This window comes from Paraburkholderia sp. EG287B (genome assembly GCF_040965595.1).
Taxonomy (GTDB): domain Bacteria; phylum Pseudomonadota; class Gammaproteobacteria; order Burkholderiales; family Burkholderiaceae; genus Paraburkholderia.
This window is the reverse complement of record NZ_JBFRCG010000008.1, coordinates 316269-341579: the sequence shown is the minus strand read 5'-3', so window position 1 is coordinate 341579 and position 25311 is coordinate 316269. Positions and strand designations below refer to the sequence as shown.

The 25311-nt window shown below is 66.1% G+C and carries 25 protein-coding genes; 12 read left to right on the top strand and 13 right to left on the bottom strand.

Features of this window, described 5'->3' with window-relative positions:
• Window positions 1-134 precede the first annotated feature (134 nt).
• Entirely contained in the window at window positions 135-2108 is a 1974-nt protein-coding gene (locus AB4Y40_RS16920) for an SMP-30/gluconolaconase/LRE-like region family protein (protein ID WP_368688679.1), read from the top strand.
• Window positions 2109-2183: 75 nt separating this feature from the next.
• Here the strand turns inward: AB4Y40_RS16920 and hpnH are convergent, their stop codons facing one another.
• Both hpnH and ispH read right to left on the bottom strand, forming a co-directional pair.
• Window positions 2184-3335 (bottom strand): adenosyl-hopene transferase HpnH, encoded by a 1152-nt coding sequence (hpnH, locus tag AB4Y40_RS16915; RefSeq protein WP_028202781.1) that lies wholly within the window; start codon window positions 3333-3335, stop codon window positions 2184-2186.
• A 12-nt stretch (window positions 3336-3347) separates the two neighbouring features.
• Entirely contained in the window at window positions 3348-4292 is a 945-nt protein-coding gene (gene ispH / locus AB4Y40_RS16910) for a 4-hydroxy-3-methylbut-2-enyl diphosphate reductase (protein ID WP_254353571.1), read from the bottom strand.
• Between the two features lie 409 nt (window positions 4293-4701).
• On the opposite strand from ispH, the gene hpnC reads away from it, so the two are divergent.
• Both hpnC and AB4Y40_RS16900 read left to right on the top strand, forming a co-directional pair.
• Complete coding sequence (gene hpnC, locus AB4Y40_RS16905; RefSeq protein ID WP_368688678.1) at window positions 4702-5571, top strand: squalene synthase HpnC; 870 nt, start codon at window positions 4702-4704, stop codon at window positions 5569-5571.
• Window positions 5568-6746 carry a glycosyltransferase gene (locus tag AB4Y40_RS16900; protein ID WP_368688677.1) on the top strand — a complete coding sequence of 393 codons (1179 nt, stop codon included), beginning with the start codon at window positions 5568-5570 and terminating at the stop codon, window positions 6744-6746. The genes hpnC and AB4Y40_RS16900 overlap by 4 nt, the downstream gene beginning before the upstream one ends.
• 81 nt (window positions 6747-6827) lie before the next feature.
• On the opposite strand, the gene AB4Y40_RS16895 is transcribed toward AB4Y40_RS16900, so the two are convergent.
• Together AB4Y40_RS16895 and hpnA are read right to left on the bottom strand one after the other, a co-directional pair.
• Window positions 6828-7457 (bottom strand): hypothetical protein, encoded by a 630-nt coding sequence (locus tag AB4Y40_RS16895; RefSeq protein WP_368688676.1) that lies wholly within the window; start codon window positions 7455-7457, stop codon window positions 6828-6830.
• A gap of 109 nt (window positions 7458-7566) precedes the next feature.
• Entirely contained in the window at window positions 7567-8589 is a 1023-nt protein-coding gene (hpnA, locus tag AB4Y40_RS16890; protein WP_368688675.1) for a hopanoid-associated sugar epimerase, read from the bottom strand.
• Between the two features lie 128 nt (window positions 8590-8717).
• Between hpnA and AB4Y40_RS16885 the strand changes: the two genes are divergently transcribed.
• Complete coding sequence (locus AB4Y40_RS16885) at window positions 8718-9014, top strand: acylphosphatase (RefSeq protein ID WP_069261571.1); 297 nt, start codon at window positions 8718-8720, stop codon at window positions 9012-9014.
• Window positions 9015-9080: 66 nt separating this feature from the next.
• Here the strand turns inward: AB4Y40_RS16885 and egtD are convergent, their stop codons facing one another.
• Window positions 9081-10085, bottom strand: coding sequence for an L-histidine N(alpha)-methyltransferase (gene egtD, locus AB4Y40_RS16880; protein WP_368688674.1), 1005 nt, complete (start codon window positions 10083-10085; stop codon window positions 9081-9083).
• Between the two features lie 478 nt (window positions 10086-10563).
• Here egtD and rarD point away from each other — a divergent pair, with 478 nt between their 5' ends.
• Window positions 10564-11457 (top strand): EamA family transporter RarD, encoded by an 894-nt coding sequence (gene rarD / locus AB4Y40_RS16875; RefSeq protein ID WP_368688673.1) that lies wholly within the window; start codon window positions 10564-10566, stop codon window positions 11455-11457.
• A gap of 21 nt (window positions 11458-11478) precedes the next feature.
• Here the strand turns inward: rarD and AB4Y40_RS16870 are convergent, their stop codons facing one another.
• A complete protein-coding gene (locus AB4Y40_RS16870; RefSeq protein ID WP_368688672.1) occupies window positions 11479-12015 on the bottom strand; it encodes a DUF962 domain-containing protein in 537 nt (178 codons plus the stop codon).
• A 139-nt stretch (window positions 12016-12154) separates the two neighbouring features.
• On the opposite strand from AB4Y40_RS16870, the gene AB4Y40_RS16865 reads away from it, so the two are divergent.
• The 3 genes from AB4Y40_RS16865 (at window position 12155) to AB4Y40_RS16855 (ending at window position 15000) form a co-directional block, all read left to right on the top strand.
• On the top strand, window positions 12155-12859 hold the full coding sequence (locus tag AB4Y40_RS16865; RefSeq protein ID WP_368688732.1) for a Crp/Fnr family transcriptional regulator: 705 nt from the start codon (window positions 12155-12157) through the stop codon (window positions 12857-12859).
• A gap of 177 nt (window positions 12860-13036) precedes the next feature.
• A complete protein-coding gene (locus AB4Y40_RS16860) occupies window positions 13037-13678 on the top strand; it encodes an HAD family hydrolase (protein WP_368688671.1) in 642 nt (213 codons plus the stop codon).
• A gap of 80 nt (window positions 13679-13758) precedes the next feature.
• Entirely contained in the window at window positions 13759-15000 is a 1242-nt protein-coding gene (locus AB4Y40_RS16855) for a dienelactone hydrolase family protein (RefSeq protein WP_368688670.1), read from the top strand.
• 24 nt (window positions 15001-15024) lie between these two features.
• Here the strand turns inward: AB4Y40_RS16855 and AB4Y40_RS16850 are convergent, their stop codons facing one another.
• From AB4Y40_RS16850 to AB4Y40_RS16840, 3 genes are all read right to left on the bottom strand, one after another.
• Window positions 15025-15285 carry a hypothetical protein gene (locus tag AB4Y40_RS16850; RefSeq protein WP_368688669.1) on the bottom strand — a complete coding sequence of 87 codons (261 nt, stop codon included), beginning with the start codon at window positions 15283-15285 and terminating at the stop codon, window positions 15025-15027.
• A gap of 35 nt (window positions 15286-15320) precedes the next feature.
• Complete coding sequence (locus AB4Y40_RS16845) at window positions 15321-16109, bottom strand: DNA/RNA non-specific endonuclease (protein ID WP_368688668.1); 789 nt, start codon at window positions 16107-16109, stop codon at window positions 15321-15323.
• Between the two features lie 243 nt (window positions 16110-16352).
• Window positions 16353-16712 carry a DUF3564 domain-containing protein gene (locus AB4Y40_RS16840; protein ID WP_042268533.1) on the bottom strand — a complete coding sequence of 120 codons (360 nt, stop codon included), beginning with the start codon at window positions 16710-16712 and terminating at the stop codon, window positions 16353-16355.
• A 306-nt stretch (window positions 16713-17018) separates the two neighbouring features.
• On the opposite strand from AB4Y40_RS16840, the gene AB4Y40_RS16835 reads away from it, so the two are divergent.
• From AB4Y40_RS16835 to AB4Y40_RS16825, 3 genes are all read left to right on the top strand, one after another.
• Window positions 17019-17441, top strand: a complete 423-nt coding sequence (locus tag AB4Y40_RS16835) for a rubrerythrin family protein (RefSeq protein ID WP_069261580.1) — start codon at window positions 17019-17021, stop codon at window positions 17439-17441.
• Between the two features lie 145 nt (window positions 17442-17586).
• On the top strand, window positions 17587-18924 hold the full coding sequence (locus tag AB4Y40_RS16830) for a heterodisulfide reductase-related iron-sulfur binding cluster (RefSeq protein ID WP_368688667.1): 1338 nt from the start codon (window positions 17587-17589) through the stop codon (window positions 18922-18924).
• Window positions 18925-18963: 39 nt separating this feature from the next.
• Window positions 18964-19545 carry a DUF3501 family protein gene (locus AB4Y40_RS16825; RefSeq protein ID WP_368688666.1) on the top strand — a complete coding sequence of 194 codons (582 nt, stop codon included), beginning with the start codon at window positions 18964-18966 and terminating at the stop codon, window positions 19543-19545.
• An 18-nt stretch (window positions 19546-19563) separates the two neighbouring features.
• Here the strand turns inward: AB4Y40_RS16825 and AB4Y40_RS16820 are convergent, their stop codons facing one another.
• A complete protein-coding gene (locus tag AB4Y40_RS16820; protein WP_368688665.1) occupies window positions 19564-20028 on the bottom strand; it encodes an N-acetyltransferase family protein in 465 nt (154 codons plus the stop codon).
• 100 nt (window positions 20029-20128) lie between these two features.
• Here AB4Y40_RS16820 and AB4Y40_RS16815 point away from each other — a divergent pair, with 100 nt between their 5' ends.
• A complete protein-coding gene (locus AB4Y40_RS16815; RefSeq protein WP_368688664.1) occupies window positions 20129-21661 on the top strand; it encodes a PLP-dependent aminotransferase family protein in 1533 nt (510 codons plus the stop codon).
• Here AB4Y40_RS16815 and AB4Y40_RS16810 read toward each other — a convergent pair.
• From AB4Y40_RS16810 to AB4Y40_RS16800, 3 genes are all read right to left on the bottom strand, one after another.
• Entirely contained in the window at window positions 21609-22583 is a 975-nt protein-coding gene (locus AB4Y40_RS16810; protein ID WP_368688663.1) for an aldo/keto reductase, read from the bottom strand. The genes AB4Y40_RS16815 and AB4Y40_RS16810 overlap by 53 nt on opposite strands.
• Before the next feature lie 115 nt (window positions 22584-22698).
• Window positions 22699-24000 (bottom strand): NAD(P)/FAD-dependent oxidoreductase, encoded by a 1302-nt coding sequence (locus AB4Y40_RS16805; protein ID WP_368688662.1) that lies wholly within the window; start codon window positions 23998-24000, stop codon window positions 22699-22701.
• On the bottom strand, window positions 24000-25292 hold the full coding sequence (locus AB4Y40_RS16800; protein ID WP_368688661.1) for an NAD(P)/FAD-dependent oxidoreductase: 1293 nt from the start codon (window positions 25290-25292) through the stop codon (window positions 24000-24002). The genes AB4Y40_RS16805 and AB4Y40_RS16800 overlap by 1 nt, the downstream gene beginning before the upstream one ends.
• Window positions 25293-25311 lie beyond the last annotated feature (19 nt).

Here is a 25311-nt window from a genome sequence, read left to right as displayed (position 1 = left end):
ATTCGACGCATGACGCCGCACGCGGCGGTGCGCACGGATGCGAATCGTCGGGAATCGGCCTGCGCGTTTGCCGCGTGGGCAGCACGGCATCTTCAACTGTTGCACCGTAAGGTGTACGAATCAAAGAATCTTTCATGATCTTGCATCGAATCGGCGCGGCGTGGCTTGCCGCCGCTCTCACCGCGACGGCTGCGCCCGTTTGCGAAGCGCAATACTCCACCGACTGGATTGCGAACACCTACGGCACCAACGCGACGCACGTGGGCAACGTGGCCCGCTCGATGTGGGTCGCGCCCGAAGGCGTCATCTACACGTCGTCGATGTGGGATGAAAACGAAGGCGGCGTGGCGATCTACCAGAACGGCCAGAGCCTCGGCTCGATCGGCGGGCACGGCGACTTCCAGGGCGGCGCGATCACGGGCAACGCGACTTCGCTGTTCGTCGCGATGCAGTACAACGCCGCGTATGGCAGCGGCAACGTCGGGCGCTATAACCGCACGAGCGGCGCGCGCGACCTGCTGATCCCCGTGAGCGCCGATACGACCGAAAAGCTCGCCGATGTCGTCACCGGACTCGCGACCTCGGGCTCGCTGCTCTACGTGAGCGATTGCCCCGGCAACCGCGTGCGTGTGTACACCACGGACGGCGTCTGGCAGCGCGATATCAGCGTGGCGGGCCCGGGCGCGCTGACGCTCGACGCGGGCGGCAACCTCTGGGTCGCGCAGAAGAGCGCGGGCGCCGTGCTCGAGTTCGGCGCCGGCAGTCAGCTCCTGAACACCATCCAGCTGGCGTCCACGGCGCGGCCGTCGTCGCTGTATTTCGATGCGCAGACCTCGCAGTTGATGATCGGCGACTCGGGTCCCGACATGAACATCAAGACCTTCAGCGTCGCGGGCACGCCGTCTCAAACCGGCACGTTCGGCGTGCTGGGCGGCTATCTCGACACGACCTCAGGCATCAAGGGCCAGGTGGGCGACAAGCGCTTTACGCGCGTGGTCGGCATCGGCAAGGATTCCGCGGGCACGCTGTACGTGCTGAACAATCCGTGGGGCGGCTCGTGGGACCTCGGCCGCAACGGCGGCACCGATCTGCAGGCTTACGACGGCACCGGCACGCTGCGCTGGAAGCTCCAGTCGCTCAACTTCGAAGGCAATGCGGCGCCGGATCCGGGCACCGATGGCGCACTGTTCTACGGCGGCATGAATATCTATTCGGGCACGGCAGGCGGCACCTTTGTGGCCAACACCATCGACCCGATCACGTATCCGTCCGATCCGCGCATCAATCTCGCCGACGCCGGTCGCGGCAACCATTTCGCGCAGGTGGCGAGCGTGAGCGGCAAGCGCATTCTCGTGGCGGCCGGCCAGAACCCCGATACGTTCTACTTCTTCCACTTCAACGCGGCGAGCGGCTATATCGCCATTCCGGATTACACGCTGCCGGGGGCGGCGTTCAGTACGTCGGCCCCGGTGCGCAACGGCTTTTGTCTCGACAGCAAGGGCGACCTGTGGGTCGGCCTCGACAAGACCAACGTCATTTCCCACTACCCGCTGACCGGCTTCGACTCGACCGGCAAGCCGACCTGGGGCGCCGCGATCACCACGCCGATTCCCGCCACGATCTCGCGGCTCACCCGCATCGTCTATCTGCCCGAAAGCGACACGATGATCCTCACGGGCGAGGACGCCAGCGTGACCGACTGGACGGCGGTCGGCACGCGCGTCGAGGTGTATCACGGCTGGCTCGCCGGCAATACGAGCGCGCCGAATCCGGTGATCACGCTCACGAGTGCGAATCCCAAATCGATTGCGGCCGCCGGAAACTATCTGTTCGTGGGCTACGTGCACACCGTGCCGAACATCGATGCGTTCAACCTCACCACGGGCGCGCTCGACACGACGCTCATCAACAGCAACCCGAGCGCGGTGTACGTGGGCAACGACGTGGATTCGATGTATGGCCTGCGTGCGTATCTGCGCTCGACGGGCGAGTATGTCGTGACGAAGGATAACTACAACGCTTCGAGCGCGGTGGTGTACCGGTGGACGCCGGCGGCGGCGAGCACGACCACAACGAATGCGACGGTGTCGCCGTTCAGCGCGAAGTGACAAAAAAACAAAGGGCGCAACGGCTAAAACCGTTGCGCCCTTTTTGCGTTTCATCCGCCCGCGGCGGAAACCGCTTTAGCTAGCCGCCACCGTAACCGGCTTCTTCGTCTTGGCCGAGTTCTTGATCTCTTCGAGCTTGATCTCGACGTGACGCGAGAACACGTACTCAGCCGGACGCGCGCCCTCGAGCGGGATGTCCTTCGCAAACGCACCCGTCGTGCGCGGGCCCGAGAGGGCGATGCGCGCGGCCTTGAGCGGATGCGCAACCGTGTCCATCACGGCGGTGGCCTCGAAGCCGCAGTGGACCATGCAGTCCGCGCACTTCTCGTACTTGCCCGTGCCGTACTTGTCCCAGTCGGTCGTTTCCATCAGTTCCTTGAAGGTCTTCACGTAACCTTCGCCGACCAGATAGCACGGCTTTTGCCAGCCGAACACCGTGCGCGCCGGGTTGCCCCACGGCGTGCACTGGTAGCTCTGGTTGCCGGCCAGGAAGTCGAGGAACAGGCTCGACTGGCTGAACGACCACTTCTTGCCGTTGTTGCCGCGCTTGAAGATTTCGCGGAACAGGTTCTTGGTCTTGTCGCGGTTCAGGAAGTGCTGCTGGTCCGGGGCGCGCTCATACGCATAGCCCGGCGACACCGTGATGCCGTCCACGCCGATCTCGCCGACCGTGTCGAAGAACTTCGCCACGCGCTCGGGCACGGCGTCGTTGAACAGCGTGCAGTTGATGTTCACGCGGAAGCCGCGGCGCTTGGCTTCCTTGATCGCCGCGACGGCCTTGTCGTACACGCCTTCCTGCGAGACCGAGTGGTCGTGCGCTTCGCGGTCGCCGTCGAGGTGCACCGACCAGACGAAGTACGGATTCGGCTGGTAGTCGTCCATCTTCTTTTCCATGAGCAGCGCGTTCGTGCAGAGATACACGAACTTCTTGCGTGCCATGATGCCCTTCACGATCTGCGGCATTTCCTTGTGCAGCAGCGGCTCGCCGCCTGCGATGGAAACGACCGGCGCGCCGCACTCATCGACGGCTTCGAGGCATTCCTCCAGCGACAGGCGCTGGTTCAGGATGGGATCCGGATAGTCGATCTTGCCGCAGCCATTGCAGGCGAGATTGCAGCGGAACAGCGGCTCGAGCATGAGCGCGAGCGGGTAGCGCTTGTTGCCGCTGAAATGCTGGCGGAAGATGTACGAGCCAACGCGGACTTTTTGTAGCAGCGGAATAGACAAAGCGTGTCCTCCTTAAACTTCGCGCGCGACGAGCGGTTGCAAGAGCTTCGACGGCAGCTTGAATTCGACTTTTTCTTCACGGCCCGCCATCGTCGACACCTCGACAGGCCCCAACGCGCGCAGCGCGTCAATGACGTTCTCAACCATTTCTTCGGGCGCCGATGCGCCGGCCGTGATGCCGACCGTTTGCACATTGGCGAACCATTCGGCCTTCACTTCCGAGCCGTCGGCGACGAGGTAGCTCGGCACCCCCGTTTCGCTGCCGATCTCGCGCAGACGATTCGAGTTCGAGCTGTTCGTCGCGCCGACGACGAGCAGAACCTCCACCTGATCCGACAGTTCGCGCACCGCTGCCTGGCGGTTCTGCGTCGCGTAGCAGATGTCGCGCGTGTCCGGGCCGACGATGTCGGAGAACCGCGCGAGCAGCGCGTCGATGATGCCGCGCGTGTCGTCCACCGAAAGGGTGGTTTGCGTCACGTACGCGAGCGGGGCATCGAGCGGCAGATCGAGCTTCGAAACATCGGCTTCGCTCTGCACGAGCAGCACGGTGCCGGGAATCTGGCCGATCGTGCCTTCCACTTCAGGGTGGCCGGCGTGCCCGATCAGGATCAGCGTGCGGCCCGCCGCGACGTACTGGCGGCCCTGCACATGAACCTTCGTGACGAGCGGGCAGGTGGCGTCGAGCACGTCGAGGTCGCGTTCCTCGGCGGCGCGTTCCACGGTCTTGGCCACGCCGTGAGCGCTGAAAATCGCCACGGCGCCTTCCGGCACTTCGTCGAGCTCTTCCACGAAACGCGCGCCCTTGTTGCGCAGGTTTTCGACCACGTGACGGTTGTGGACGATTTCATGGCGCACGTAGACCGGCGCGCCGTGTTTCTGCAGTGCGCGATCGACGATTTCGATAGCGCGGACAACCCCCGCGCAAAAGCCGCGGGGTTGGGCAAGGATCACTCGCATAGGGTGGCGAACTCCGACTGCCGCACAAAACGAGCAAGTCGGTAAAAATGACCTGATCGCCGGCGGCTGTCTATTATTAAAGATGCAAAAATCCGCCAAAGGGGTGACGGAGTAAAAACCAGACGCGCATTTTAACCCCTTCGCCTTTCGTTTGCTGTGTGGACCACGCGCGGGTGCGGCGTGCGCGCGACGGTGCAGTCCGGTCAGCGCCCCAATTTATCTCGAAAAGCCCGCTGCGTGGCGCTCCCACGGCCTGCGCAACTCGCGCCGCGCACGCGGCGCAGCACGGCGCCGGGAGCCGGCGTCCGGGCGTTGCGCGGTGCAACATACTCCGGGAACCCTTAAAATGTGGCGTCCCGCGGGTCGCCTGGATGGCGCCCGGGGATACGACCCCATTCTGGACGCCTTGATGGAACCCGACCACTACGACGATTTTCCGGTAGCGCGCGTACTGCTGCCGAAGGCGCTGCGCGCGCCTGTCGGCGTGATCTACCACGTCGCGCGCACGCTCGACGACATCGCGGACGAAGGCGACTGGAGCCCCGGGCAACGCCACACGCGCCTCGCCGACTTTCGCGAAGGCCTGAACGCCGTGGCCGAAGGCCGCCCCGCGCGCGTGCACCCCATGCTGTTCGCGCAGCTCACGGACGTGGTGCGCGAGTGCCGCCTGCCGCTCGCACCGTTTTACGACCTCGTCGCGGCGTTCGATCAGGATATCGACACGACGCGCTATGCCGACCGCTTCGAGCTGCTGGACTTTTGCCGGCGCTCGGCGAACCCGGTCGGCCATCTGATGCTGCATCTGATCCACGCGGCGACGCCCGAGAATCTGGCCGATTCCGACGCGATCTGCACCGCCTTGCAGCTCGTCAGCTTCTTGCAGGACGTGAGCGCCGACTGGGCGCGCGGCCGCATTTACCTGCCGCTCGCCGACCGCGAGCGCTTTGGCGTGACCGAAGCGCAAATTGCCGCCGGCAGGGTGGACGACGCCTGGCGCGCGCTGATGGCGCACGAGGTGGCGCGCGCGCGGGCGCTGATGGTGAGCGGTGCGCCGCTCGCGCTGCGCGTGCCGGGGCGCTTCGGCCTCGAGCTGTGCAGCGTCGTGCATGGCGGACTGCGCGTGCTCGAAATCATCGAGCGCGGCGGCTACGATGTGTTCCGCGCGCGGCCTGCGCTGCGCGCACCCGACTGGGCCGTGGTGCTTCTGCGCACGGCGGCCATGTGGCTGTCGCGCCGCGTGGGCGTGCGCGCCTCTTCGATCGAGAGTAACAACGCATGACTACGACCATTCTGTTTGCCGTCTCCTGTCTCTCGCTGCTGATCTGGCTCGTGCTGCTGTTCGGGCGCGGCGGTTTCTGGCGCGCGCGCCCGGCCGCGCCGCTGCCGATCGTCGAGCCCGCGGCCGGCTGGCCTGCCGCGTGCGCCGTGGTGCCGGCGCGCAACGAAGCCGATGCGATCGGCGAGGCCGTGACCTCGCTGCTCCAGCAGGACTACGGCGGCGAGTTTCACGTGATCGTGATCGACGACCACAGCACCGACGGCACCGCGGAAGCCGCGCGCGCCGCCGCGCTCGCGCTGCAGTGCCCGGAAAAGCTCAGCGTGATTACGGCCAAGCCGCTGCCGGCGGGCTGGTCGGGCAAGGTGTGGGCGCAGTCGCAGGGCATCGAGGCGGTGCGCACGCTCAAGCTGCCCGCCGACTACCTGCTCCTCACCGACGCCGACATCGGCCATCCGCCCGAAGCGCTCGCGCAGCTCGTCGTGCGCGCCCAGGCCGAAGGCCGCGACCTCGTCTCGCTGATGGTGCGGCTGCGCTGCGATTCCTTCTGGGAAAAGGCGCTGATCCCGGCGTTCGTGTTCTTCTTCGCGAAGCTCTATCCGTTCTCGTGGGTCAACAACCCGAAGAACCGCACGGCGGCCGCGGCCGGCGGCTGCATGCTGGTGCGCCGCCAGGCGCTCGAAGAGGCGGGCGGTATCGAGTCGATCCGGGCCGAGCTGATCGACGACTGCAGCCTCGCCGCGCGCATCAAGCATCGCGGCGAAGGGCATCACCCGATCCGTCTCGACGTCGCCGCGAAGAGCGTGTCGCTGCGCCCGTACGATTCGTGGAAGGACATCTGGAACATGATCGCGCGCACGGCGTTCACGCAACTGCACTACTCGGCGTGGCAGCTCGCGGGCACGCTGCTCGGCATGACGATCATCTATCTCGCGCCGCCCGTGGTCGCGCTCGTGCTCGGGCCGCACGGCTGGCCCGCGTGGCTCGCCTGGGCGCTGATGTGCTGCGCCTACTCGCCCATGCTCGCCTACTACCGGCGCTCGCCGCTGTGGGCGCCGTTCCTACCGCTCGTCGCGCTGTTCTACGTGGGCGCGACGTTCGCATCGGCGTGGCGCTTCTGGCGCGGCAAGGGCGGTCAGTGGAAGGCGCGCGTGCAGGCGCCGGTTCAGGGGCGTTGAGGCGCTTCTCGCGAGAAGCAGCCAATGAAAAAAGCCGTCGGTTTCGACGGCTTTTTTGTTTTGACGGTGTCTGCTCGCGCGTCAGCGTTGCGTGAGCATCATGTACATCTGCACGACGATGTCGGGCGAGAACGTAAACGGCACCCAGCCGTGGCCCGTGTGGCGCAGCACCAGCAGGCGGTCGCCGTTCGATTGTTTCTGCACGGCCATCATCGGATTCTTCGTCGATGCGAAGCGCCAGCCTTGCGGAATGCCGGGCGGCGGTTCGGGCTGCATCGAGGCGCGCGCGTTCGACAGCTCCTCGATCATCTGGCCGACTTGCAGCGCGTTGAGCGTCACCGTCTGGCCGCCAATCGTCAGCGTGATCTCGTTTTGCGACGGACGCGCCACGTGCAATTCGGGCTGCGCAGGCGCAGCGTTGGCCGCAACGGCCGCGGGTTCGATGGCTTCGGCAGTGTCGGTCACGGTTGCATTGGCGGCTTCAACGGGTTCTGCGGCGGCGGCATCGGCAGCCTCCGCGGCCGTCTCGACGGCAACGGTGTGCGGCTGCTCAGCGACGGCTTGCTCCGCTTCGCTGCTTGCAACGGGAGTGTCCTGCTGGGGCACTGCGGCGGCGCGTTCATCGGCGCGCGGTGCATGCGCGGCGGCGGCGGCCTGAAGGAGCTGATCGACGCCCGCTTCGAGCACGCCAATCTGGTCTTGAAGATTCATGCGAGCTTCTCAGGTAAGACCGGGGATTTTACCCGCAGCTCGCGTGCATTGCCCTTCAGGCGTTGTACGCATGTCGCAAGAAAAGTTGTAACAGTTTCCTCAGCTGCCCTCATCGGGCGTTCAGATAGCCGGCCTCGCGGAACCACGCGAGCGCGTCTTTGAGGCCCTCGCGATACGGCCGCGCGCGATAACCCAGCTCGCGTTCCGCCTTCGCGGACGTGAAATACATCTTGTTTTTCGACATCTTGAGCGCATCGACGGTCACGAACGGCTCGCGCTTCGTGAAGCGCGCCACGGCTTCCGCGCCCATCGCAAGCGGATAGAGCGGCCAGCGCGGCAGCGCGATCGTGGGCGGCTTGCGGCCCACCATGCCGGCGATGTCGGTGAGCATCTGCTGCAGCGGCAGATTCTCGCCGCCGAGGATGTAGCGCTCGCCGATGCGTCCGCGTTCCAGCGCGAGGAAGTGGCCGTTCGCCACGTCGTCCACGTGCGCGAGGTTCAGGCCGGTATCGACGAACGCGGGAATCTTGCCGGTGGCCGCTTCCACGATGATGCGGCCCGTGGGCGTGGGCTTCACGTCGCGCGGGCCGATCGGCGTGGACGGATTGACGATCACGGCGGGCAGGCCGTCGCGCTCGATCATGCGTTCCACGGCGCGCTCGGACAGCACCTTGCTGCGCTTGTACACGCCGATGGCCTGCTCGGGCGTGAGCGGCGAGGTTTCGTCGGCGGAGTTGCCCGAACTCGTGACCTTGAGCGTGGCCACGCTGCTCGTGTAGACGATGCGCTCCACGCCCGCGTCGAGCGCCGCGCGCATGGTGGCTTCGGCGCCTTCGAGGTTGGCGCGCTCGATCTCGTGCGGATCGGGCGCCCACAGCCGGTAGTCGGCGGCCACGTGGAACAGGTAGCGCACACCGTCGAGCGCACGGCGCATCGAGGCGGCGTCGCGCATGTCGCCGGTGACGATCTCGGCGTCGAGCGCTTCGAGGTTCTTGCGCGGGCTCGTCGCGCGCACCAGCAGGCGCACGGCATAGCCCTTTTCCTGCGCGATGCGGGCGACGGCCGAGCCGACGAAGCCGGACGCGCCGGTGATCAGCACGAGATCGCGGTTGGCTCGGGAGGTGTCGGTCATTGCAGGGTCGTTTCCATGTTCGGTATTGGCGCGGCGGCGTGGCACGGATTGTACGTGGCGCGGGCCCGGCGCGTGCGCGCGTTGGCGTCTACAATGCCGACCGTAAAGCCTGCATGGAGAAACGAATAATGAGCGAACCGGATCTGGATACGCGCCTCGAAACGTACTACGTGCGCGTGCACGGGACGGTGCAGGGCGTGGGTTTTCGTCACGCGACGGTGCGCCAGGCGCACGCGCTGCGCATTCGCGGCTACGTCGCGAACATGGAGGACGGCTCGGTCGAAGCCGTGATCCAGGGCACGGCGAACCAGGTGGACCGCATGCTGTCGTGGCTGCGTCACGGGCCGCCGGCCGCGCGCGTCAGTTCGGTGGAAAGCGAGGAACGCCTGACCGAAAAGCGTTACGAGCGCTTCGAGCAGCATTGAGCATCGCCCGATAAAAAAGCGGTGCGCCAGGCAACTGGCGCACCGCTTTTTCGTTTCGGACGCCGCTTACTTCACGGCCAGCAGGCTCTCCGCGAATCCCCAGTCCTTTTCGACCCACTGACGCGTGCATTCGAAGCCCGCGTCGGCGGCGATCGCCGGGATTTCGTCGGCGTGGTACTTGTGGCTGCTCTCGGTCCAGATCGTCTCGCCTGCGCCGATCTCGACCGTGAGATTCGCCGAGCGCACCTCGGCGTGCACGTCGCGCTTCGCGCGCAGATGCATCTCAATGCTGCGCACGTCCGGATTGAAGCGCGCGACGTGCTCGAAGTCGTGCAGGTCGAAGTCGGCGTCCAGCTCGCGGTTGATGCGCGACAGCAGGTTCAGGTTGAACGCGGCCGTGGCGCCGATGGCGTCGTCGTAGGCGGCGATCAGCGTGTCGACGGGTTTCACGAGGTCGGTGCCGAGCAGCAGCGTGTCGCCGGGGCGCAGCATCGCGCGGATGTCACGCAGGAAGCGCGTGGCCGCGAGGCGCGCAAAGTTGCCGATCGTGCTGCCGAGAAAGAGCACGAGCAGTTGCTCGCCTTCTTTGCGCTGGCGGCTCACTTCGGAAAGTCCGGCGAGATAGTCGCGCTCGTAGCCGACGATCGAAATGCGCTCGATGTCGGCCAGCTCGCGCCGGCACAGCTGCAGCGCGGTGCGCGAAATCTCGATCGGGCAGTACGACGTGGGGCGCTTGCGGCAGAGCGCTTCGAGAATGCGGCGCGTCTTGCGGCCGCTGCCGCTGCCGAGTTCGGCGACTTTCACGTCGGAGGGCAGCGCCTCGACGATCTCGGACGCGTAGCGCGTGAGCAGACGCTCCTCGCTGCGCGTGACGCCATATTCGGGCAGCACGGTGATGACCTCGAAGAGGGCCGAGCCGACTTCGTCATACAAATATTTCGACGGCAGTTCCTTTTGCGGCGAGCGCGTCAACCCGGCGCGCACTTCAGCGGCGAATGTGCTGGCGGCGGGCGAAAGGGCGAATGCACCGGCGGGGTCGGCAACGGCGGGGCGGGGCGCAGAAGATGGCATGCGGGCTCCAGGGGGCGTTGGACGTTGGGGACGGCGTCGTGAATCGCGGCGGCGGGCGTTGGCGTGGCGCTCCGGGATAAGCCGGGCACGGCTCCAGCGGCCCCGGTGAAATCTCGCTCGTCGAAGCGAATTCCAGCCGCGAATTCCAGCCGCGAATGGCAGCCGGTTAAGGCGACGGCGGGCTGGCGTGGCGAGACTTACGTTCTAGTCCATCGTGGCGTGATCTGCCGGACAAAATCGCTCGGCCTGCACCAGGGCGCAAGGCGCGCACGGCGTGTGCCCGCCTTGTCCGGCGTGGGTTTGCGCCGCCTGCGGCCGCCCAAACGCGACTAGAATGCGGTCTCGCCGACGCTTTCGCCGGCCCGCGCCTTATTCAATAGCCAATTCAAATGACAACCTTTTTACCCGCGCGTGCGAAATCTACGCACCGCGCCGCTCGCAATCCCGCCGTTCTCGCTTTCCGTCCCCGCACATCGCGATGAACCAGTACGAACCCGGGCGCGGCATTGCGCTTTCCGTGGGCGCTTCGGCGCTGTTCGCGCTGATGTCGGCCTATACGCTCCTGCTCGCCCCGCTCGGCGGCCTCGATATTTTCGCGTGGCGCGTGATCTGGACCGCGCCCGGCGCGCTGGCCCTGCTGGTGCTGCGCAAGCGCGCGCCGCAATTGGGCGCGCTCGTCGCGCGTATGGTGAAGGAGCCGCGCACCGCGCTCGCCCTGGTGGCGAGCGCCGCGCTGCTGGGCTCGCAGCTGTGGGTGTTTCTGTGGGCGCCGCTGCACGGGCGCATGCTGGAAGTGTCGCTCGGCTATTTCCTGCTGCCGCTGATCATGGTGCTGGTGGGGCGCTTTTACTATCACGAGCGCCTCGAACCGCTGCAATGGCTCGCCGTGGCGTGCGCCGCCGTCGGCGTGGCGCACGAGCTGTGGGCGACGCACGCGTTCTCGTGGCCCACGCTGCTCGTCGCGTTCGGCTATCCGCCGTATTTCGTGCTGCGCCGCAAGATTCACGCGGATTCGCTCGTCACCTTCGCCGTGGAGATGCTGCTGCTCGTGCCGGTGGCGGTGATCGTCGTGCGCGCGGGCGGCTCGCTCGCGCTGCTCGACGCGCACAAGTTCCTCGCCTTCGTGCTGCTGCCCGGACTCGGCGTGCTCAGCACCGTCGCGCTCGCGTCGTACCTGAAGGCGAGCCGGCTGCTGCCGATGGCGCTGTTCGGCATCCTCGGCTATGTCGAGCCGGTGCTGCTCGTGATCGTTTCAGTGACGCTGCTCGGGGAGCACCTGGGCATGCGCCAGCTCGGGACTTACGTGCCGATCTGGCTCGCCGTCGCGCTCACGGCGGTGCACGCGGCGCGGCTCGTGCGGTTCGAACGCTGAGGACCTTGCGACGGCCGTTTACTACCGCGCCTCCTGGGCGCGCGGCGGATTGATGCGCGTAGGGCCCACCTTCGCCTCGATCGCCGCCCGCAGCGCCGGGCGCCAGCCGAGGCTGAAGAGCGCTTCGGCGAGCACGAAGAGCGGGCCGATCATGAGGCCGATGAGATCGTCGACGAAGGCCGGCTTGCGATGCTCCCACGCGATATGCCCGACGAACTGGAAGATCCAGCCAACGACGAACAGCCCCACGCCGCCGCCCAGCCACGCGGCGGTGCCTTGCTGCGCGAGCCAGGCGCCGAAGGCCACGCACGCGACGGAAACGACCGCCATCATGAGGCCGAGCGGCACGTCCAGCACGAGGTAGTAGAGCGTCGCGGCGCCGAACAGGAGCCACGCGGGCGAGACCGGAACCGGCAGCCCGAGCGCGATCGCCGGGCGCGACAGCAGCACCGCGAGCGCGAGCACGATGAGCGGAATGCCGACGAAATGGGTGCCGATGTTGCGCGCGTCGCGGTGATAGGCCGCGTACTGGGTGAGTTGCTCGGTCAGGTTTCTCATGGGTGTCTCTCTGTCTCCAAAATCATTATGATCGTCGGGCTGACGAGCGCAAACCTTCGGCTAGCCGACAATTGCGCCGCTTTGTGACTCGCCTGGCCCCGCTCACCCTGTCCCGATCCCTTCACGTTCCGTCCCGTCCATCACCGCCAGTTCGCCGTCCGTCGCCGCGCTCGAGCGCAGCGCGTGGTTTCGCGGCGCGCCCGAACCGTTGCGCGAGGCGTTGCGCGCGGCGGGGCGCCTGCGCACGCTGCAGGCGGGCGAACGCCTCTTCATGCGCGGCGACGCCGACGACGGTCTCTACTGCGTGCTGGAAGGCGCGGTGCGCGTCGGGGCGGCGAGCGTAGCGGGCCGCGAGGCGCTGCTCGCCGTGGTCGGGACCGCGCACTGGTTCGGCGAGATCGCCCTCTTCGACGGCGGCGCGCGCACGCACGACGCCTACGCCGAGCGCGATTCCACGCTCTTTCACGTGCCGCGCGCGGCGCTCGTGGCGCTGCTCGAGGCAACGCCGGCGTACTGGCACGCGTTTGGCCTGCTGCTCGCGCAAAAACTGCGTCTCGCGTTCGACGCGATCGAGGAAAGCGCGCTGCTGGGCGCTTCCGCGCGCGTGGCGCGCCGGTTGCTGCTGCTCTCGAACGAGTACGGCGAGGCGGCCGGCACGCAAGGCGGGCCGCGCGCGCGCCGCGTGATCAACGTGCCGCAGGAGGATCTCGCGCTGATGCTCGCGCTCTCGCGCCAGACGGTGAACCAGATCCTGCGCCAGTTCGAGCGCGAGGGGTGGCTCGCGTTGCGCTACGGCGAAATCGAAATCGTCGATGCCGCGGGTCTGGCGTCGAACGCGCAATGACGCTGATGCTTCGGCATCCATGCACGTCCATATCGATACATGTTGATGCATTACGTCAACATCAAAGAGCGCGCCTGGGCCGCGTTGCAGCAGGATCGCGTTTGCGCCGACAATGACGCCCGTTCGGCGCGCCCAGCCGCGTCGCCTTTCCCATCCACGCCAGGCCCATACCGCTTCATGAACGACCGCGTCGTCGCCGCATTCGACTTTGATGGCACCATCACCACGTCCGACAGCTTTCGCGCGTTCATGCTCGACGCCGCCGGGCCCGTCCGCTTCGCCGCCGCCGCGCTGCGCTGTTTGCCGTCGCTCATCGGCGTTCCGCTCGGCTGGTCGCCGCGCGGGCCCACTAAGGCGCGCTTCCTGTACGCCGCGATGGGAGCCGTGCGGCGCGAGGTGCTCGAAGCTGCCGCGCAGCGCTTTGTCGAGCGCCGTCTCCGCGCGCTGCTGCGCCCCGAGATGCTCGCGCGCGTGGCCGAACACCAGGCGCTCGGACATGAGGTCGTGCTCGTGAGCGCGTCGCCGTCGATCTATCTGCGCATGTGGGCGAAGACGGTCGGCATCGGCACCGTGCTTTCGAGCGAGCTCGAATGGCGCGATGGCATATACACGGGCCATCTGGCGGGCAACAACTGCTGGGGGCCGGAGAAGGTCGCGCGGCTGCGCGCGTGGTGGGGGGCGAACGCGCCCGCCACGCTCTACGCGTATGGCGACAGCCGCGGCGACAAGGAAATGGTCGAGCTGGCGCAGTACGCATGGATACGCGGCGAGTCGGCGCTGCCGCCGCTCGCGGCGGCGGGCGGCTTCGGCGCGGCTTGAATGGTGCGACGCGCTGCAGCGGCGCGAGATCGACGCTAATCTACGGCAGCTAACCAGACCGAAGAGAGGAGACAGCCCCGATGAACGGACAATGGACTCAGGTGAAGTCGCACGACGGCGGTGAATTCCGCGCCTACACGGCGCTGCCACCCGAGGGCAGCGGCCCCGGCCTCGTGCTGCTGCAGGAGATCTTCGGCGTGAACGGCTACATGCGCGCGCTCGCCGACCGCTATGCCGAGGAAGGCTACGTCGTGATGGTGCCGGACCTGTTCTGGCGTCTGGAGCCGAACGTCGATCTTGGCTACGAAGGCGCCGACGCGCAGAAGGCGTTCTCGCTCTACGAGCGCTTCGACGTCGATCTCGCGATGCAGGACGTGGCGCAAACGCTCGGCGCGCTGCGCGCGCATCCGCAACATCGCGGCAAGGTCGGCGTGGTGGGTTTCTGCCTGGGCGGCAAGCTCGCGTACCTGAGCGCGACGCGCACCGATGTCGATTGCGCGATCGGCTATTACGCCGTGGGCCTCGAAAACGATCTGGACGAAGCCGCGCGCATCACGTGCCCCCTGATGCTGCACTTCGGCGCCGACGACGCCCACTGCGACGCCGCAACACGCGAGCGCATCGCGCAGGCGCTGGCGGGTAAGCCTGGCGTCGAGCTGTACACGTACCCGGGCTGCGATCACGCGTTCGCTTCGTCTTCCCGCTCGACGTACGACAAGCCGGCCACGATGATGGCCTACTCGCGCACGCTCGCCATGCTGCGCCGGGTGCTTGGCCCGATCTACGACTTCAACGCCCTGTGGGAAGAGCACTGCTATCACGAGTTCGTGGCGCGCAACCCGAGCGACGTGATGCCGACCATGGTCGCGCAGCCCTATGTCAACCACATTCCGACGATGACGGGCGGCGTGGGCCACGACGAGCTCAAGCGCTTCTACACGCACCACTTCGTGCATTCGAACCCGGAGGACACACGTCTGATCCCGATTTCGCGCACGATCGGCTCGGACCGCGTGGTGGACGAGTTCATCTTCTGCTGCACGCACGACCGCGAGATCGACTGGCTGCTGCCGGGCCTCGCGCCCACGGGGAAATACTTCGAAGTGCCGATGCTCGCCGTGATCTGCTTTCGCGGCAACAAGCTCTATAACGAGCACATCTACTGGGATCAGGCTTCGGTGCTCGCGCAGATCGGCGCGATCGATCCCACCGGCCTGCCGATCGGGGGCGCGCAGAGCGCGAAGAAGCTGCTCGACGAAACGCTGCCCTCGAACACGCTCATGGCGCGCGCCTGGAGCGAGAGCGAAGGCAAGCCGTTCTAACGCGTACCTTTCGCGCGCGCCCGATCAGTTGAACGGATTGTCGACGACGCCGGGCTTCTGGTCCGGCTCGTCGGCGACCTTCGCGGGCAGGTGCGGGTCGGCCTCCAGTGTCTTCACGACGTCGTCGAGCGCCGCCTTCAGCGCCAGCGCGGCGGCGAGCCCGCGCTTGTCGCGCGTGAGTTCCAGCGTGCCGGCGAGCGTCACGCGCGTCGTGCCGTTCGTGAGCGTGAGCGCGTCGCCTTGCACGTTGAGCACGTCGTTGTCGTTTGCATATGCGTCGAACACTTTGTGATCCTCCTTATGCGTAATGGGGGGCGCGCCTACCAGCCCCATTTGCTCACGGCAAAGCCGTGGCCATTGAACGAAACTTTTTCCTTCGCCGCGACATTCGCTGGAATTCCGGGGAATGAAATGCCGCTCTGCGCTTCGATATCGCGCACCGAGCGCACGTCGTAACGGTCGACAGCCGTATTGTCCGCGACGATCGCGAACGCGAGCTGCTGCGAGGGCACGTACACGACCTTGAAGATCTGCGTCGGCACGAGCACGCGCGTCGCGCCGATCGTCTGGAGTTGGGCGCCCGTGAACAGCGGGCCGGTCACGACATAGGCTTCGCCATACTTCGACGCGAGCTTGCGCACGGCGCTTTCGATATGGGCCCAAAGGCGCTGGTTGTTGTCGCGATTCTGCGGAACGATGTTGGCGAGTGAAAACGATTCCGCCATGGCCTGTGCATTCCAGCGGTTGCCCGCCGGGCTCATGTGGCCGCGGTCGAAGCCGCTGCGCTTGTAGTCGGCGAGCGTCGCGCCTTCGCCTTCGGGCAGGCGGTCGTCTTCGAAGAAGCGGTTCGTGCGCGTCATGTCCTTCGCGGCTTCGAGGTGGTCGCGCGTGAGATGCTCGGCCGACCACAGCGGCCCGTGCGTGACGCCCGAATGCAGCACGACAAAATCCGAATAGCAGAGCATGCGCGTTTTCGGCGCCATGCGCTGATTCGTGAGCGTCGGGAACTGGCCGTCGGGCACGAATTGCGAACAGGCCGGTGCGGCGATTGCATGACTCGCGGCGGCGAGCAGCAGGGAGGCAACAAGCGAGGCAAACAGCTTCTTCATCGAAAGGACAGGCTGGACTGGGGTGGGATCAAGCGGGCTGAAAGTATAGCGGGCGCATGGCGCGCGTGGAGGCGGGAGACAAAATGCAGGCGCAAAAAAACGCGCGCCCGCTCAAGGGCGGGCGCAAGCGAGAGGTGACGCACAAACACATGCAATGAGCGCGGCAGCGTTGCGTTGCTGCGCGAGGAGCGAGGCGGCAAATGATGCCGCCTGCATTCAATCGGTCAAATCATCGACAACGACTCAGCCTGCAAAAAGCGAATGCTCGGCGCGGACCATCTGGCGGTCCACCGCCTGAAGGCGCCATTGGCCTTCCATCGGCGAGTGCGAGGTTTCGCACGACCATGTCGCGTCGCCGTGTGCTGAACTGATTTCCTGGCGGCGGTTCACATGCAGGCCGCGCAGCGTGCACAGCGGCTCGTTTTCGAGCGGTGCGCACAGCGACGTGACACCATTCACGTCGCGCAATTCACCCCATTCTGGCAGGTCGATCCCTTCGTGAGACTCGCGGGACCAGCGTTGCTGGTCGGTGTCGAGCCAGAGCACTGCATAGTCGTGATTGACGGTTGGATCGGAACCGTTGATCAGGATCGTAAGTCGCATGGCATCTCCGCAAAATTGATCGGGCGCGTCGGCAATTTCAAAGTCTAGGACGACTCCGCGCGCGCGCAAAGTGAAGAGTGCAGGACAGATCGCCGCGCGCATGGCGCGTGCCTGGACCTACCCCGTTTATGCGCATTTCTGCCCGCGTAAACCCGGCTACGCTATCGCCGGGATTGAAATTCACAATTGGGAACGCAAACGCCACAACCTAGATTGATAGTGCGGCGAAGTCGCCCACGCATGCTGCATTGCACGAGGCGAATTGCGTCGCGTCCCCACATTTCAGGTCGAACGATGGAGGCACAGATGGCACAGCTAAAGGGCTCGAAGACGGAACAGAACCTCAAGGATGCATTTGCCGGCGAATCACAGGCCAACCGCCGTTATCTGTATTTCGCAGCCAAGGCCGACGTAGAAGGACAAAACGATGTCGCGGCGCTGTTTCGCTCGACCGCCGAAGGCGAAACCGGCCACGCGCACGGCCACCTCGAATATCTGGAAGCGGTAGGCGACCCGGCAACCGGGCTGCCGTTCGGCACCTCGCGTCTGAATCTGCAGGCGGCCATTGCGGGCGAAACGCACGAATACACCGACATGTACCCCGGCATGGCCAAGGTCGCGCGCGACGAAGGCTTCGACGAAATCGCGAACTGGTTCGAGACGCTCGCGAAGGCGGAGCGCAGCCACGCCAACCGCTATACGAAGGCGCTGGACGTGCTGGCGGACTGAGGCGGGGCGGGCATCGCCGCGTGCCTGAAGGCACGCACCCATGACGCGCGCGCTTTTGGTTTCGCGTGCCGGGCAAGCACCGGCGCGCGTACGCGCGCGCTCGTTTAGCCGCGTATTTGGCTGATAAATAAAAGAAGGAGACGTCATGCCCCACAAGGAAGGCAGTCTCGAAGCGCCGACCCGCCATCCGCTCGACTGGCGCTCCGACGCTTTTTACGACCAGGCCCAGCTCGACACGGAACTCGCGCGCGTGTTCGATATCTGTGCGGGCTGCCGGCGCTGCGTGTCGCTCTGCGGTGCGTTTCCCACGCTGTTCGATCTCGTCGATGAAACCGATACCGGCGAAGCGCACGACGTCGACAAGGCGTCGTTCGACAAGGTCGTCGACCAGTGCTATCTGTGCGATCTCTGCTACATGACGAAGTGCCCCTACGTGCCGCCGCATCCGTGGAACGTGGATTTTCCGCATCTGATGCTGCGCGCCAAGGCCGTTCACTATCGCAAGGGCGAAGTGAAGCTGCGCGACCGCGTGCTCTCGAATACCGACGCGCTCGGCCAGATCGCCGGTATTCCCGTCGTCACGCAAACGGTCAACGCCATCAATCACACCAAGGCGATGCGCGGCGCGATGGAAGACATGCTGGGCGTCGATCGCAAGGCGTGGCTGCCCGACTTCGCCACGCACAAGTTTCGTAACGTTGCGAAGCGCGCGGCGTCGAGCGAGGTGCGCGACGGCGAACGCACGCCGGGCAAGGTCGCCATTTACGCGACCTGTTACGTGAACTTCAACGAGCCCGGCATCGGCCACGATCTGCTCGCGGTGCTCGACCACAACGAGATTCCCTACGAGCTGGTGAAGAGCGAGTGGTGCTGCGGCATGCCGCTGCTGGAGCAGGGCAATCTGGAGGGCGTGGCGCACAAGCAGTCGCAGAACATGCCGATGCTCGCGCGTTACGCGCGAGAAGGCTATGCGCTGATCGGCGCGGTGCCGAGCTGCGTGCTCATGTACAAGCACGAACTGCCGCTGATGTTCCCCGACGACGCCAACACGAAAGCCGTGAGCGACGCGTTCTGGGACCCGTTCGAGTACCTCGTGGCGCGTCATCGCGACGGCCTGCTCAAGACCGATTTCCGTGCGCCGCTTGGCAACGTGTCGTATCACGTGCCGTGCCATGCGCGCGTGCAGAACATCGGCCGCAAGACCTTCGACCTGCTTTCGCTCGTGCCCGAAACGAAAGTGACCGTGGTCGAGCGCTGTTCGGGCCACGCGGGCACGTTCGGCGTGAAGAAGGAATTCCACGCCATGTCGATGAAGATCGGCACGCCCGTGTTCAAGCAGATGGGGCAGGCCGAGCCAAACTTCATCTCCTCTGATTGCCAGCTCGCGGGGCATCACATTGCGCAGGGCATCGAAGAGAACCAGTTTGGCGAGCCGCCGCTCGCTCACCCCATTACCTTGCTGCGCCGCGCCTATGGCATCTAGGCCCCGACGCCAACCCGCAACATTCACGAGGCACGACTCATGACGATCGCGAGAAATTCGCTGTTGACGCTGGAAGCCTACGCCAGGGTGCGGGGCGACATGCGCAAACGCATCATCGAGCACAAGAAGCAGCGCGTGGTGCCGCTCGGCAATCACCTGACGTTCCTGTTCGAGGACGAGACCACGATCCGCTACCAGATCCAGGAGATGCTGCACATCGAAAAGATCTTCGACGAAGACGGCATTCAGGGCGAACTCGCGGCCTATCTGCCGCTCGTGCCCGACGGCGGCAACCTGAAGGCGACCATGCAGCTCGAATACGAGAGTGAAGTCGAGCGGCGCGCGGCGCTGGCGCGGCTGATCGGCATCGAGGACAAGGTGTTCGTCCAGGTGGATGGCGAGGCGCCCGTCTACGCGATCGCCGACGAGGACCTCGAACGCGAGAACGACGAAAAGACCTCGGCGGTGCATTTCGTCCGCTTCGAACTCACGCCACAGATGAAGACGCGCCTGCGCGAAGGCGCCGCGCTCACGATAGGCTGCGATCATCCGAATTACCGCGTGCCGACGCAGACCATCGACGGCGAGGTGCGCGCCTCGTTGCTCAAGGATCTCGCCTGAGGCGCTTCACCTGCCTCATCAAACGTCCTTGCGGTACATGACGAAGCCGGGCTTCACGGCCACGTCGTCGTAGAGCCGCATGGCCGTGTGATTCGTCTCGTGCGTGTGCCAGTACACGCGCGACGAATTCGACACCTTCGCGTGCGCATACACGGCCTCGATCAGCGCGCGGCCCACGCCCTGGCCGCGCGCCTCTTCCACGGTGAAGAGATCCTGCAGATAGCAGATCGGCCCTTCCAGAATCGTGTTGCGGTGATAGATGAAGTGCACGAGGCCGAGCACGCGTTCGCCGCGCACGGCGATGAACGCGTGCATGGGCTCGTAGCCGTCGAAGAAGCGCGACCAGGTCGTGCGCGTGATGTGTTCCGGCAATGCGGTGGCGTCGAAGCGGCCGTAAAAGCGGTTGTAGCCGTCCCAGAGCGGCAGCCATGCGGCGAAATCGTCGGGTGCGACGGCGCGGACTTGAAGCGTCGTGTCGATCATATCTTCTCCTTGTTGGCAGGGCTTCCCAAACTCCCAAGCGTAAGCGACTTGTGGCACCATTGTTAGTCCCACCGAAACCAAAAACAATGGAGCCACGGGTTTGGACTACGCGTTGATGATGACGGCCTATGCGAAGCGCGCCGTGCGCAAGCTCACGCAGCAGGACCTGCTTTACGAGAGCCTGCGCCGCGCGATTCTCGACGGCGACATTGGCCGCGGCACGCGCCTCGCGTCGAGCCGCGCGCTTGCGGAGCAACTCGGCATCGCGCGCAATTCGGTGCTCTATGCCTATGAGCGGCTCGTGGAAGAGGGCTTCGTCAGCGCGACGCGCCACGGTTCGATCGTCAACGCCGTCAGCGCCGGTGCTGCGGCAACGCCGGCCCAGACCGCGCAGCGCGAAGAGCCCGTGCCTGCGCTTGCGCGCCGCGTGCGCGAACTGCCGCCGCGCCGCTCGGGCCGCCACGGTGCGAAGGCGCTGCGCCCGGGCGTGCCCGCGCTCGACGCGTTTCCCTACGCGCAATGGCGCACGGCGGTCGAACGCGCGCTGCGCGAGTTGCGCGCCCACGATCTCGGCTATGGCGACAGCGCAGGCATGCCCGCGCTGCGCGAGGCCATTGCGCAATACGTGCGCGTGTCGCGCGGCGTGCGCTGCCAGCCCGACCAGGTGTTCGTCACGGACGGCACGCAGTCGAGCCTCGACCTGTGCGCGCGTCTCTTCGCGGACGAGGGCGAGCGCGCGTGGATCGAAAATCCGGGCTACCTCGGCGCGCGTGTGGCGTTCACGGCCGCGGGGCTGCAACTCGTGCCGATGAGCGTGGATGCGGCGGGCATGGCGGCGCGCCCCGAGGACTGGCGCGAGCGGCCGCCGCGACTCGTTTATCTCACGCCGTCGCACCAGTATCCGCTGGGCTGCGTGCTGAGCCTCGAGCGGCGTCTCGCGCTGATCGAGCAGGCGCGCGCGTGCGGCGCGTGGATCGTCGAGGACGACTACGACAGCGAGCTGCGCCACGACGGGCCGCCGCTGCCGTCGATCCAGGGCCTCGCCGACGACGCGCCCGTGATCTATCTCGGCACCTTCAGCAAGACGCTGTTTCCGGCGCTGCGCATCGGCTTCATGATCGTGCCGAAGCGTGTGGCGGCGCCGTTCGCGCAGGCGCATCACACGCTCGTGCGCCAGGGGCGCGTGGCGGAACAACTGGCGCTGGCGGAATTCATCGAAAGCGGGCGTTACGCGCGCCATTTGCGGCGCATGCGCAAGCTCTACGAAGAGCGCCGCGACGGCCTGGTCGCCGCCATTGACAAACATCTCGCCGGCGTGATGACGGTGTCGGCGGACGCGGGCGGCATGCACTTGAGCGTACGCCTCGACGCGCCGCTCTCCGATGCCGAGGTGAGCGAAGCCGCGCGTGCACACGGCTTGCATCTGTCGCCATTGAGCGCGTATTGCGTCGATGCACCGGACGCCACGCGCTACAACGGCTTCCTGCTCGGCTATGCGGAAACGCCGCCGCAGGTTGCCGACACGCTCATGCAGACGCTCGCGCGCATCGTGCGCGAACGGCTGCCGGCGGCTTCACCGCTTACTGATGGCCCGCAATCACATGCGGCAGATAGGGCGCTTCGAGTGTCTTGATCTCTTCGTCGGAGAGCTTGAGCGAGAGCGCCGCGACGGCGTCTTCGAGATGCTGCGGTTTCGACGCGCCGATGATCGGCGACGTGATGGCGGGCTTATGCAGCAACCACGCGAGCGCGACCTGCGCACGCGGGACGTCGTGCGCCCGCGCGATGGTGGCAACCGCATCGATGATGGCTTTATCTGCATCGGCGCCGTAGAGCGTCTTGCCGAACTTGTCGGTGGCCTCGCGCTCGCTCGATTCGTTCCAGTCGCGCGTGAGGCGGCCGCGTGCGAGCGGGCTCCACGGCATCACGGCAATGCCCTGATCGGCGCACAGCGGCAGCATTTCGCGCTCTTCCTCGCGGTAGAGCAGATTCACGTGGTCCTGCATGCTGATGAACTCGGTCCAGCCGTTCAGGCGCGAGGTGTAGAGCGCCTTGCTGAACTGCCACGCGTGCATGGACGAAGCGCCGATATAGCGCGCCTTGCCGGCCTTCACGACATCGTGCAGCGCTTCGAGCGTTTCTTCGATGGGCGTGTTGTAGTCCCAGCGATGGATCTGGTAGAGATCGACGTAATCGGTGCCGAGGCGCTTGAGGCTATGGTCGATTTCCGTGAGGATGGCCTTGCGCGACAGACCCTGGCCGTTCGGGCCGGGCCGCATGCGGTTGTAGACCTTCGTGGCGAGCACGATGTCGTCGCGCTTGACGAAGTCGCGCAGCGCGCGCCCGACGATTTCTTCCGAGGTGCCGTCCGAGTAGGTGTTCGCGGTGTCGAAGAAGTTGATGCCGGCGTCGAGCGCCTGGCGGATGAGCGGCCGGCTGGCGTCCTCGCCGAGCGTCCACGGGTGCGTGCCGCGCTCGGCCACGCCGTAGGTCATGCAACCGAGACAAAGACGCGAAACCTGCAGCCCTGTCGAGCCGAACCTGACGTAATCCATTGCTGTTGCTCCTGGCGAAAAGGCGATTCAAGCAGAGGAAGTGCGTGCGCCGCGCGAGGGCGGCGGACTTTCGCAAGGGTATAACAGGCCGGCAGAACGTGCAGGGCGTGCCGCGTTAGAACATTTCCATCACGCGGTGGTAGAGCATGCCGATTTCGAGCGCGGGCCGCCGCCACGCGGGGCCGCCGGGGAAGCGCGCGTGCCGCAGCTGCGCGAACAGATCGAACGAAGCGCGCTCGCCGACGATGGCCTGCGCAACGAGACGCCCTGCCATGCCCGTGAGCGCCACACCGTGCCCCGAAAAGCCTTGCACATAGTAATAATTCGGGTCGATCGCGCCGAAGTCGGGCGCGCGGTTGCGCGTGACATCGACGAAGCCGCCCCACGCGTATTCCACGCGCGCGCCCGCGAGCTGCGGGAAGGTATCGCTCATGCGCGTCTGCATGGCCGCTGTCAGGCGTTCGGGCGCGGCGCTGGTCGAATCGGCGCGGCCGCCGAACAGCATGCGGTGGTCGGCCGAGACGCGGAAGTAGTCGAGAAAGAAGTTGTTGTCGCACACGGCGGAACGTTGCGCGATCAACGAGTCGGCCAGTTCGCGGCCTAGCGGCTCGGTCGCGATGATGTACGAGGCGATGGGCGCGATGCGCGCGGCCACGCTGCCGGGCAGCACGCCGCCCGGCGCGGCGTTGCAGCACGACACCACGAAGCGGCAGCGTATTTCGCCGTGCGCCGTTCTGACCACGGGCCGGGCACCGCGTACGACTTCGAGCGCACGCGTATGCGCGAAGAGTTGCGCGCCTTCGCGGCGCGCGGCGGCGGCGAGGCCAAGACAGTACTTGAGCGGATGCAGATGTCCTGAGACCGGATCGTAGACGCCCGCGATATAACGCTGCGACGCCACCCGTGCGCGCGTGGCGTCGGTGTCGAGCCATTCGAGGCGATCGTAGCCCCAGCGCGTGCGTGCCGCGTCCATCCATGCGCGTAGATCGGGCACGCGCTTCGTTTTCGTCGCGACGGTCAGATAGCCCGGCGTGAAGTCGCAATCGATGCCATAGCGCGCAATGCGCTCGCGCACGAGGTTCACGCCTTCGATGGAGAGCGCCCACGCCGCGCGTATGCCCTGCGCGCCGAGTTGCTTTTCGAGCACTTCGTCTTTCGCGAAGCCCACGAGCGTCTGGCCGCCATTACGGCCCGAGGCGCCCCAGCCGGGACGATGGGCGTCGAGCACCACGACCGAAAGGCCGCGTGCGCGGCACTCGAGCGCGACCGAGAGCCCGGCGAAGCCCGCGCCGATCACGCACACGTCGGCGTCGAGCGTGCCTTCGAGCACGGGGTCGTCGGCGGGGCGCGTCGCGGTGGCTTCGTAGTACGAGTGGCGGGCGAGGGCGTCCGCCTGGGCGTCGAGGTCGAGTGTCATCAAAGCAGGTCCTTCATTCGATACCACGCCATCGCGAGCACGAGGGCAGGGGTTCGCAGTGTAGCGCCGCCGGGGAAATCGCGGTGACGGATCTTGCCGAACAGGTCGAAGCGCGCGGCCTGGCCGTGGATCGCCTCGGCGATCAGCGTGCCCGCGAGTCCCGTGACGTTCACGCCGTGGCCCGAGAAGCCCTGCGCGAAATACACCGTTGGCGAGAGGCGGCCGAAGTGCGGCGCGCGGTTCATCGTGATGTCAACGTAGCCGCCCCACGCGTAGTCCACCTTTACGTCGGCGAGTTGCGGAAACGTCTTCAGCATGTCGCGGCGCATGGCTTCGCCCAGATTGGGCGGCGCGAAGGTGGAATAGCTCACCTTGCCGCCCCAGAGAAGGCGCGTGTCCGCGGCGGGACGGAAGTAATCGAGCACGAAGCGACTGTCGCATACGGCAGCCTGAGCGGGCATCAGCGCGTTCATGCGTTCGGCGCCGAGCTTTTCGGTGGCGATCACGTAGGTGCCTACGGGCATGATCTTGCGCGCGAGCGCCGGTGCGAGATCGCGCAGATACGTATTGCAGGCGAGCACGACGAATTTCGCACGCACGTTGCCGCGCGCGGTCTCGACCACGTGCGCGCCGTTCTCTTCGCGCAGTCGCGTGACGGGACTGTTTTCGTACACGTGCACGCCTGCAACGACGGCCGCGCGCGCGAGCCCGAGTATGTAGTTGAGCGGATGCAGATGCCCGCTATCGGGATCGTAGAGGCCGCCCGGATAGCGCGACGACGCCACGTAGCGGCTCACCCCGTCGCCGTCCACGTACTGGAACCGGTCGTAGCCGAAGCGCTGCGCCGCCTCGTCGCGCCAGCGCTTGAGCGCATCGACGTCGCGTGCCTTGTTCGCGGCGGTGAAATAACCTGCCGTGAGCGCGCAGTCGATGTTGTGCTGCCTGACGCGCCGCTTCACGATGTCGAGCGTTTCCAGACCCATGTCCCAGATCTGCTGGACCTCGGCTTCGGGCATGAACTGCGCGAACGTGTCGATATCGCAGGCAAAACCGCCGATCAACTGTCCGCCGTTTCGCCCGCTTGCGGCCCACCCCACGCGCGAGGCTTCCACGAGCGCGACGCGGTGGCCGCGTTCGACGAGATTCAGCGCGGCGGAAACGCCCGTGAGGCCCGCGCCGACCACGCAGACATCGGCATCGAGCGCCCCTTCGAGCACCGGGTGCGCGGTGGTGTCGTTGACGGTGGCCGCGTACCAGGACGGGGCATGAGGCTGATTGGCGAATTTGAGCATAGAGGAAAGCGAATCAGGA

Coding starts and splice junctions, on each gene's coding strand:
- AB4Y40_RS16920 (WP_368688679.1), top strand. CDS start 135: ATGATCTTGCATCGAATCGGCGCGGCGTGGCTTGCCGCCGCTCTCACC.
- ispH (WP_254353571.1), bottom strand. CDS start 4,292: ATGCGAGTGATCCTTGCCCAACCCCGCGGCTTTTGCGCGGGGGTTGTC.
- hpnC (WP_368688678.1), top strand. CDS start 4,702: ATGGAACCCGACCACTACGACGATTTTCCGGTAGCGCGCGTACTGCTG.
- AB4Y40_RS16900 (WP_368688677.1), top strand. CDS start 5,568: ATGACTACGACCATTCTGTTTGCCGTCTCCTGTCTCTCGCTGCTGATC.
- AB4Y40_RS16895 (WP_368688676.1), bottom strand. CDS start 7,457: ATGAATCTTCAAGACCAGATTGGCGTGCTCGAAGCGGGCGTCGATCAG.
- hpnA (WP_368688675.1), bottom strand. CDS start 8,589: ATGACCGACACCTCCCGAGCCAACCGCGATCTCGTGCTGATCACCGGC.
- AB4Y40_RS16885 (WP_069261571.1), top strand. CDS start 8,718: ATGAGCGAACCGGATCTGGATACGCGCCTCGAAACGTACTACGTGCGC.
- egtD (WP_368688674.1), bottom strand. CDS start 10,085: ATGCCATCTTCTGCGCCCCGCCCCGCCGTTGCCGACCCCGCCGGTGCA.
- rarD (WP_368688673.1), top strand. CDS start 10,564: ATGAACCAGTACGAACCCGGGCGCGGCATTGCGCTTTCCGTGGGCGCT.
- AB4Y40_RS16870 (WP_368688672.1), bottom strand. CDS start 12,015: ATGAGAAACCTGACCGAGCAACTCACCCAGTACGCGGCCTATCACCGC.
- AB4Y40_RS16860 (WP_368688671.1), top strand. CDS start 13,037: ATGAACGACCGCGTCGTCGCCGCATTCGACTTTGATGGCACCATCACC.
- AB4Y40_RS16855 (WP_368688670.1), top strand. CDS start 13,759: ATGAACGGACAATGGACTCAGGTGAAGTCGCACGACGGCGGTGAATTC.
- AB4Y40_RS16845 (WP_368688668.1), bottom strand. CDS start 16,109: ATGAAGAAGCTGTTTGCCTCGCTTGTTGCCTCCCTGCTGCTCGCCGCC.
- AB4Y40_RS16840 (WP_042268533.1), bottom strand. CDS start 16,712: ATGCGACTTACGATCCTGATCAACGGTTCCGATCCAACCGTCAATCAC.
- AB4Y40_RS16835 (WP_069261580.1), top strand. CDS start 17,019: ATGGCACAGCTAAAGGGCTCGAAGACGGAACAGAACCTCAAGGATGCA.
- AB4Y40_RS16830 (WP_368688667.1), top strand. CDS start 17,587: ATGCCCCACAAGGAAGGCAGTCTCGAAGCGCCGACCCGCCATCCGCTC.
- AB4Y40_RS16825 (WP_368688666.1), top strand. CDS start 18,964: ATGACGATCGCGAGAAATTCGCTGTTGACGCTGGAAGCCTACGCCAGG.
- AB4Y40_RS16820 (WP_368688665.1), bottom strand. CDS start 20,028: ATGATCGACACGACGCTTCAAGTCCGCGCCGTCGCACCCGACGATTTC.
- AB4Y40_RS16810 (WP_368688663.1), bottom strand. CDS start 22,583: ATGGATTACGTCAGGTTCGGCTCGACAGGGCTGCAGGTTTCGCGTCTT.
- AB4Y40_RS16805 (WP_368688662.1), bottom strand. CDS start 24,000: ATGACACTCGACCTCGACGCCCAGGCGGACGCCCTCGCCCGCCACTCG.
- AB4Y40_RS16800 (WP_368688661.1), bottom strand. CDS start 25,292: ATGCTCAAATTCGCCAATCAGCCTCATGCCCCGTCCTGGTACGCGGCC.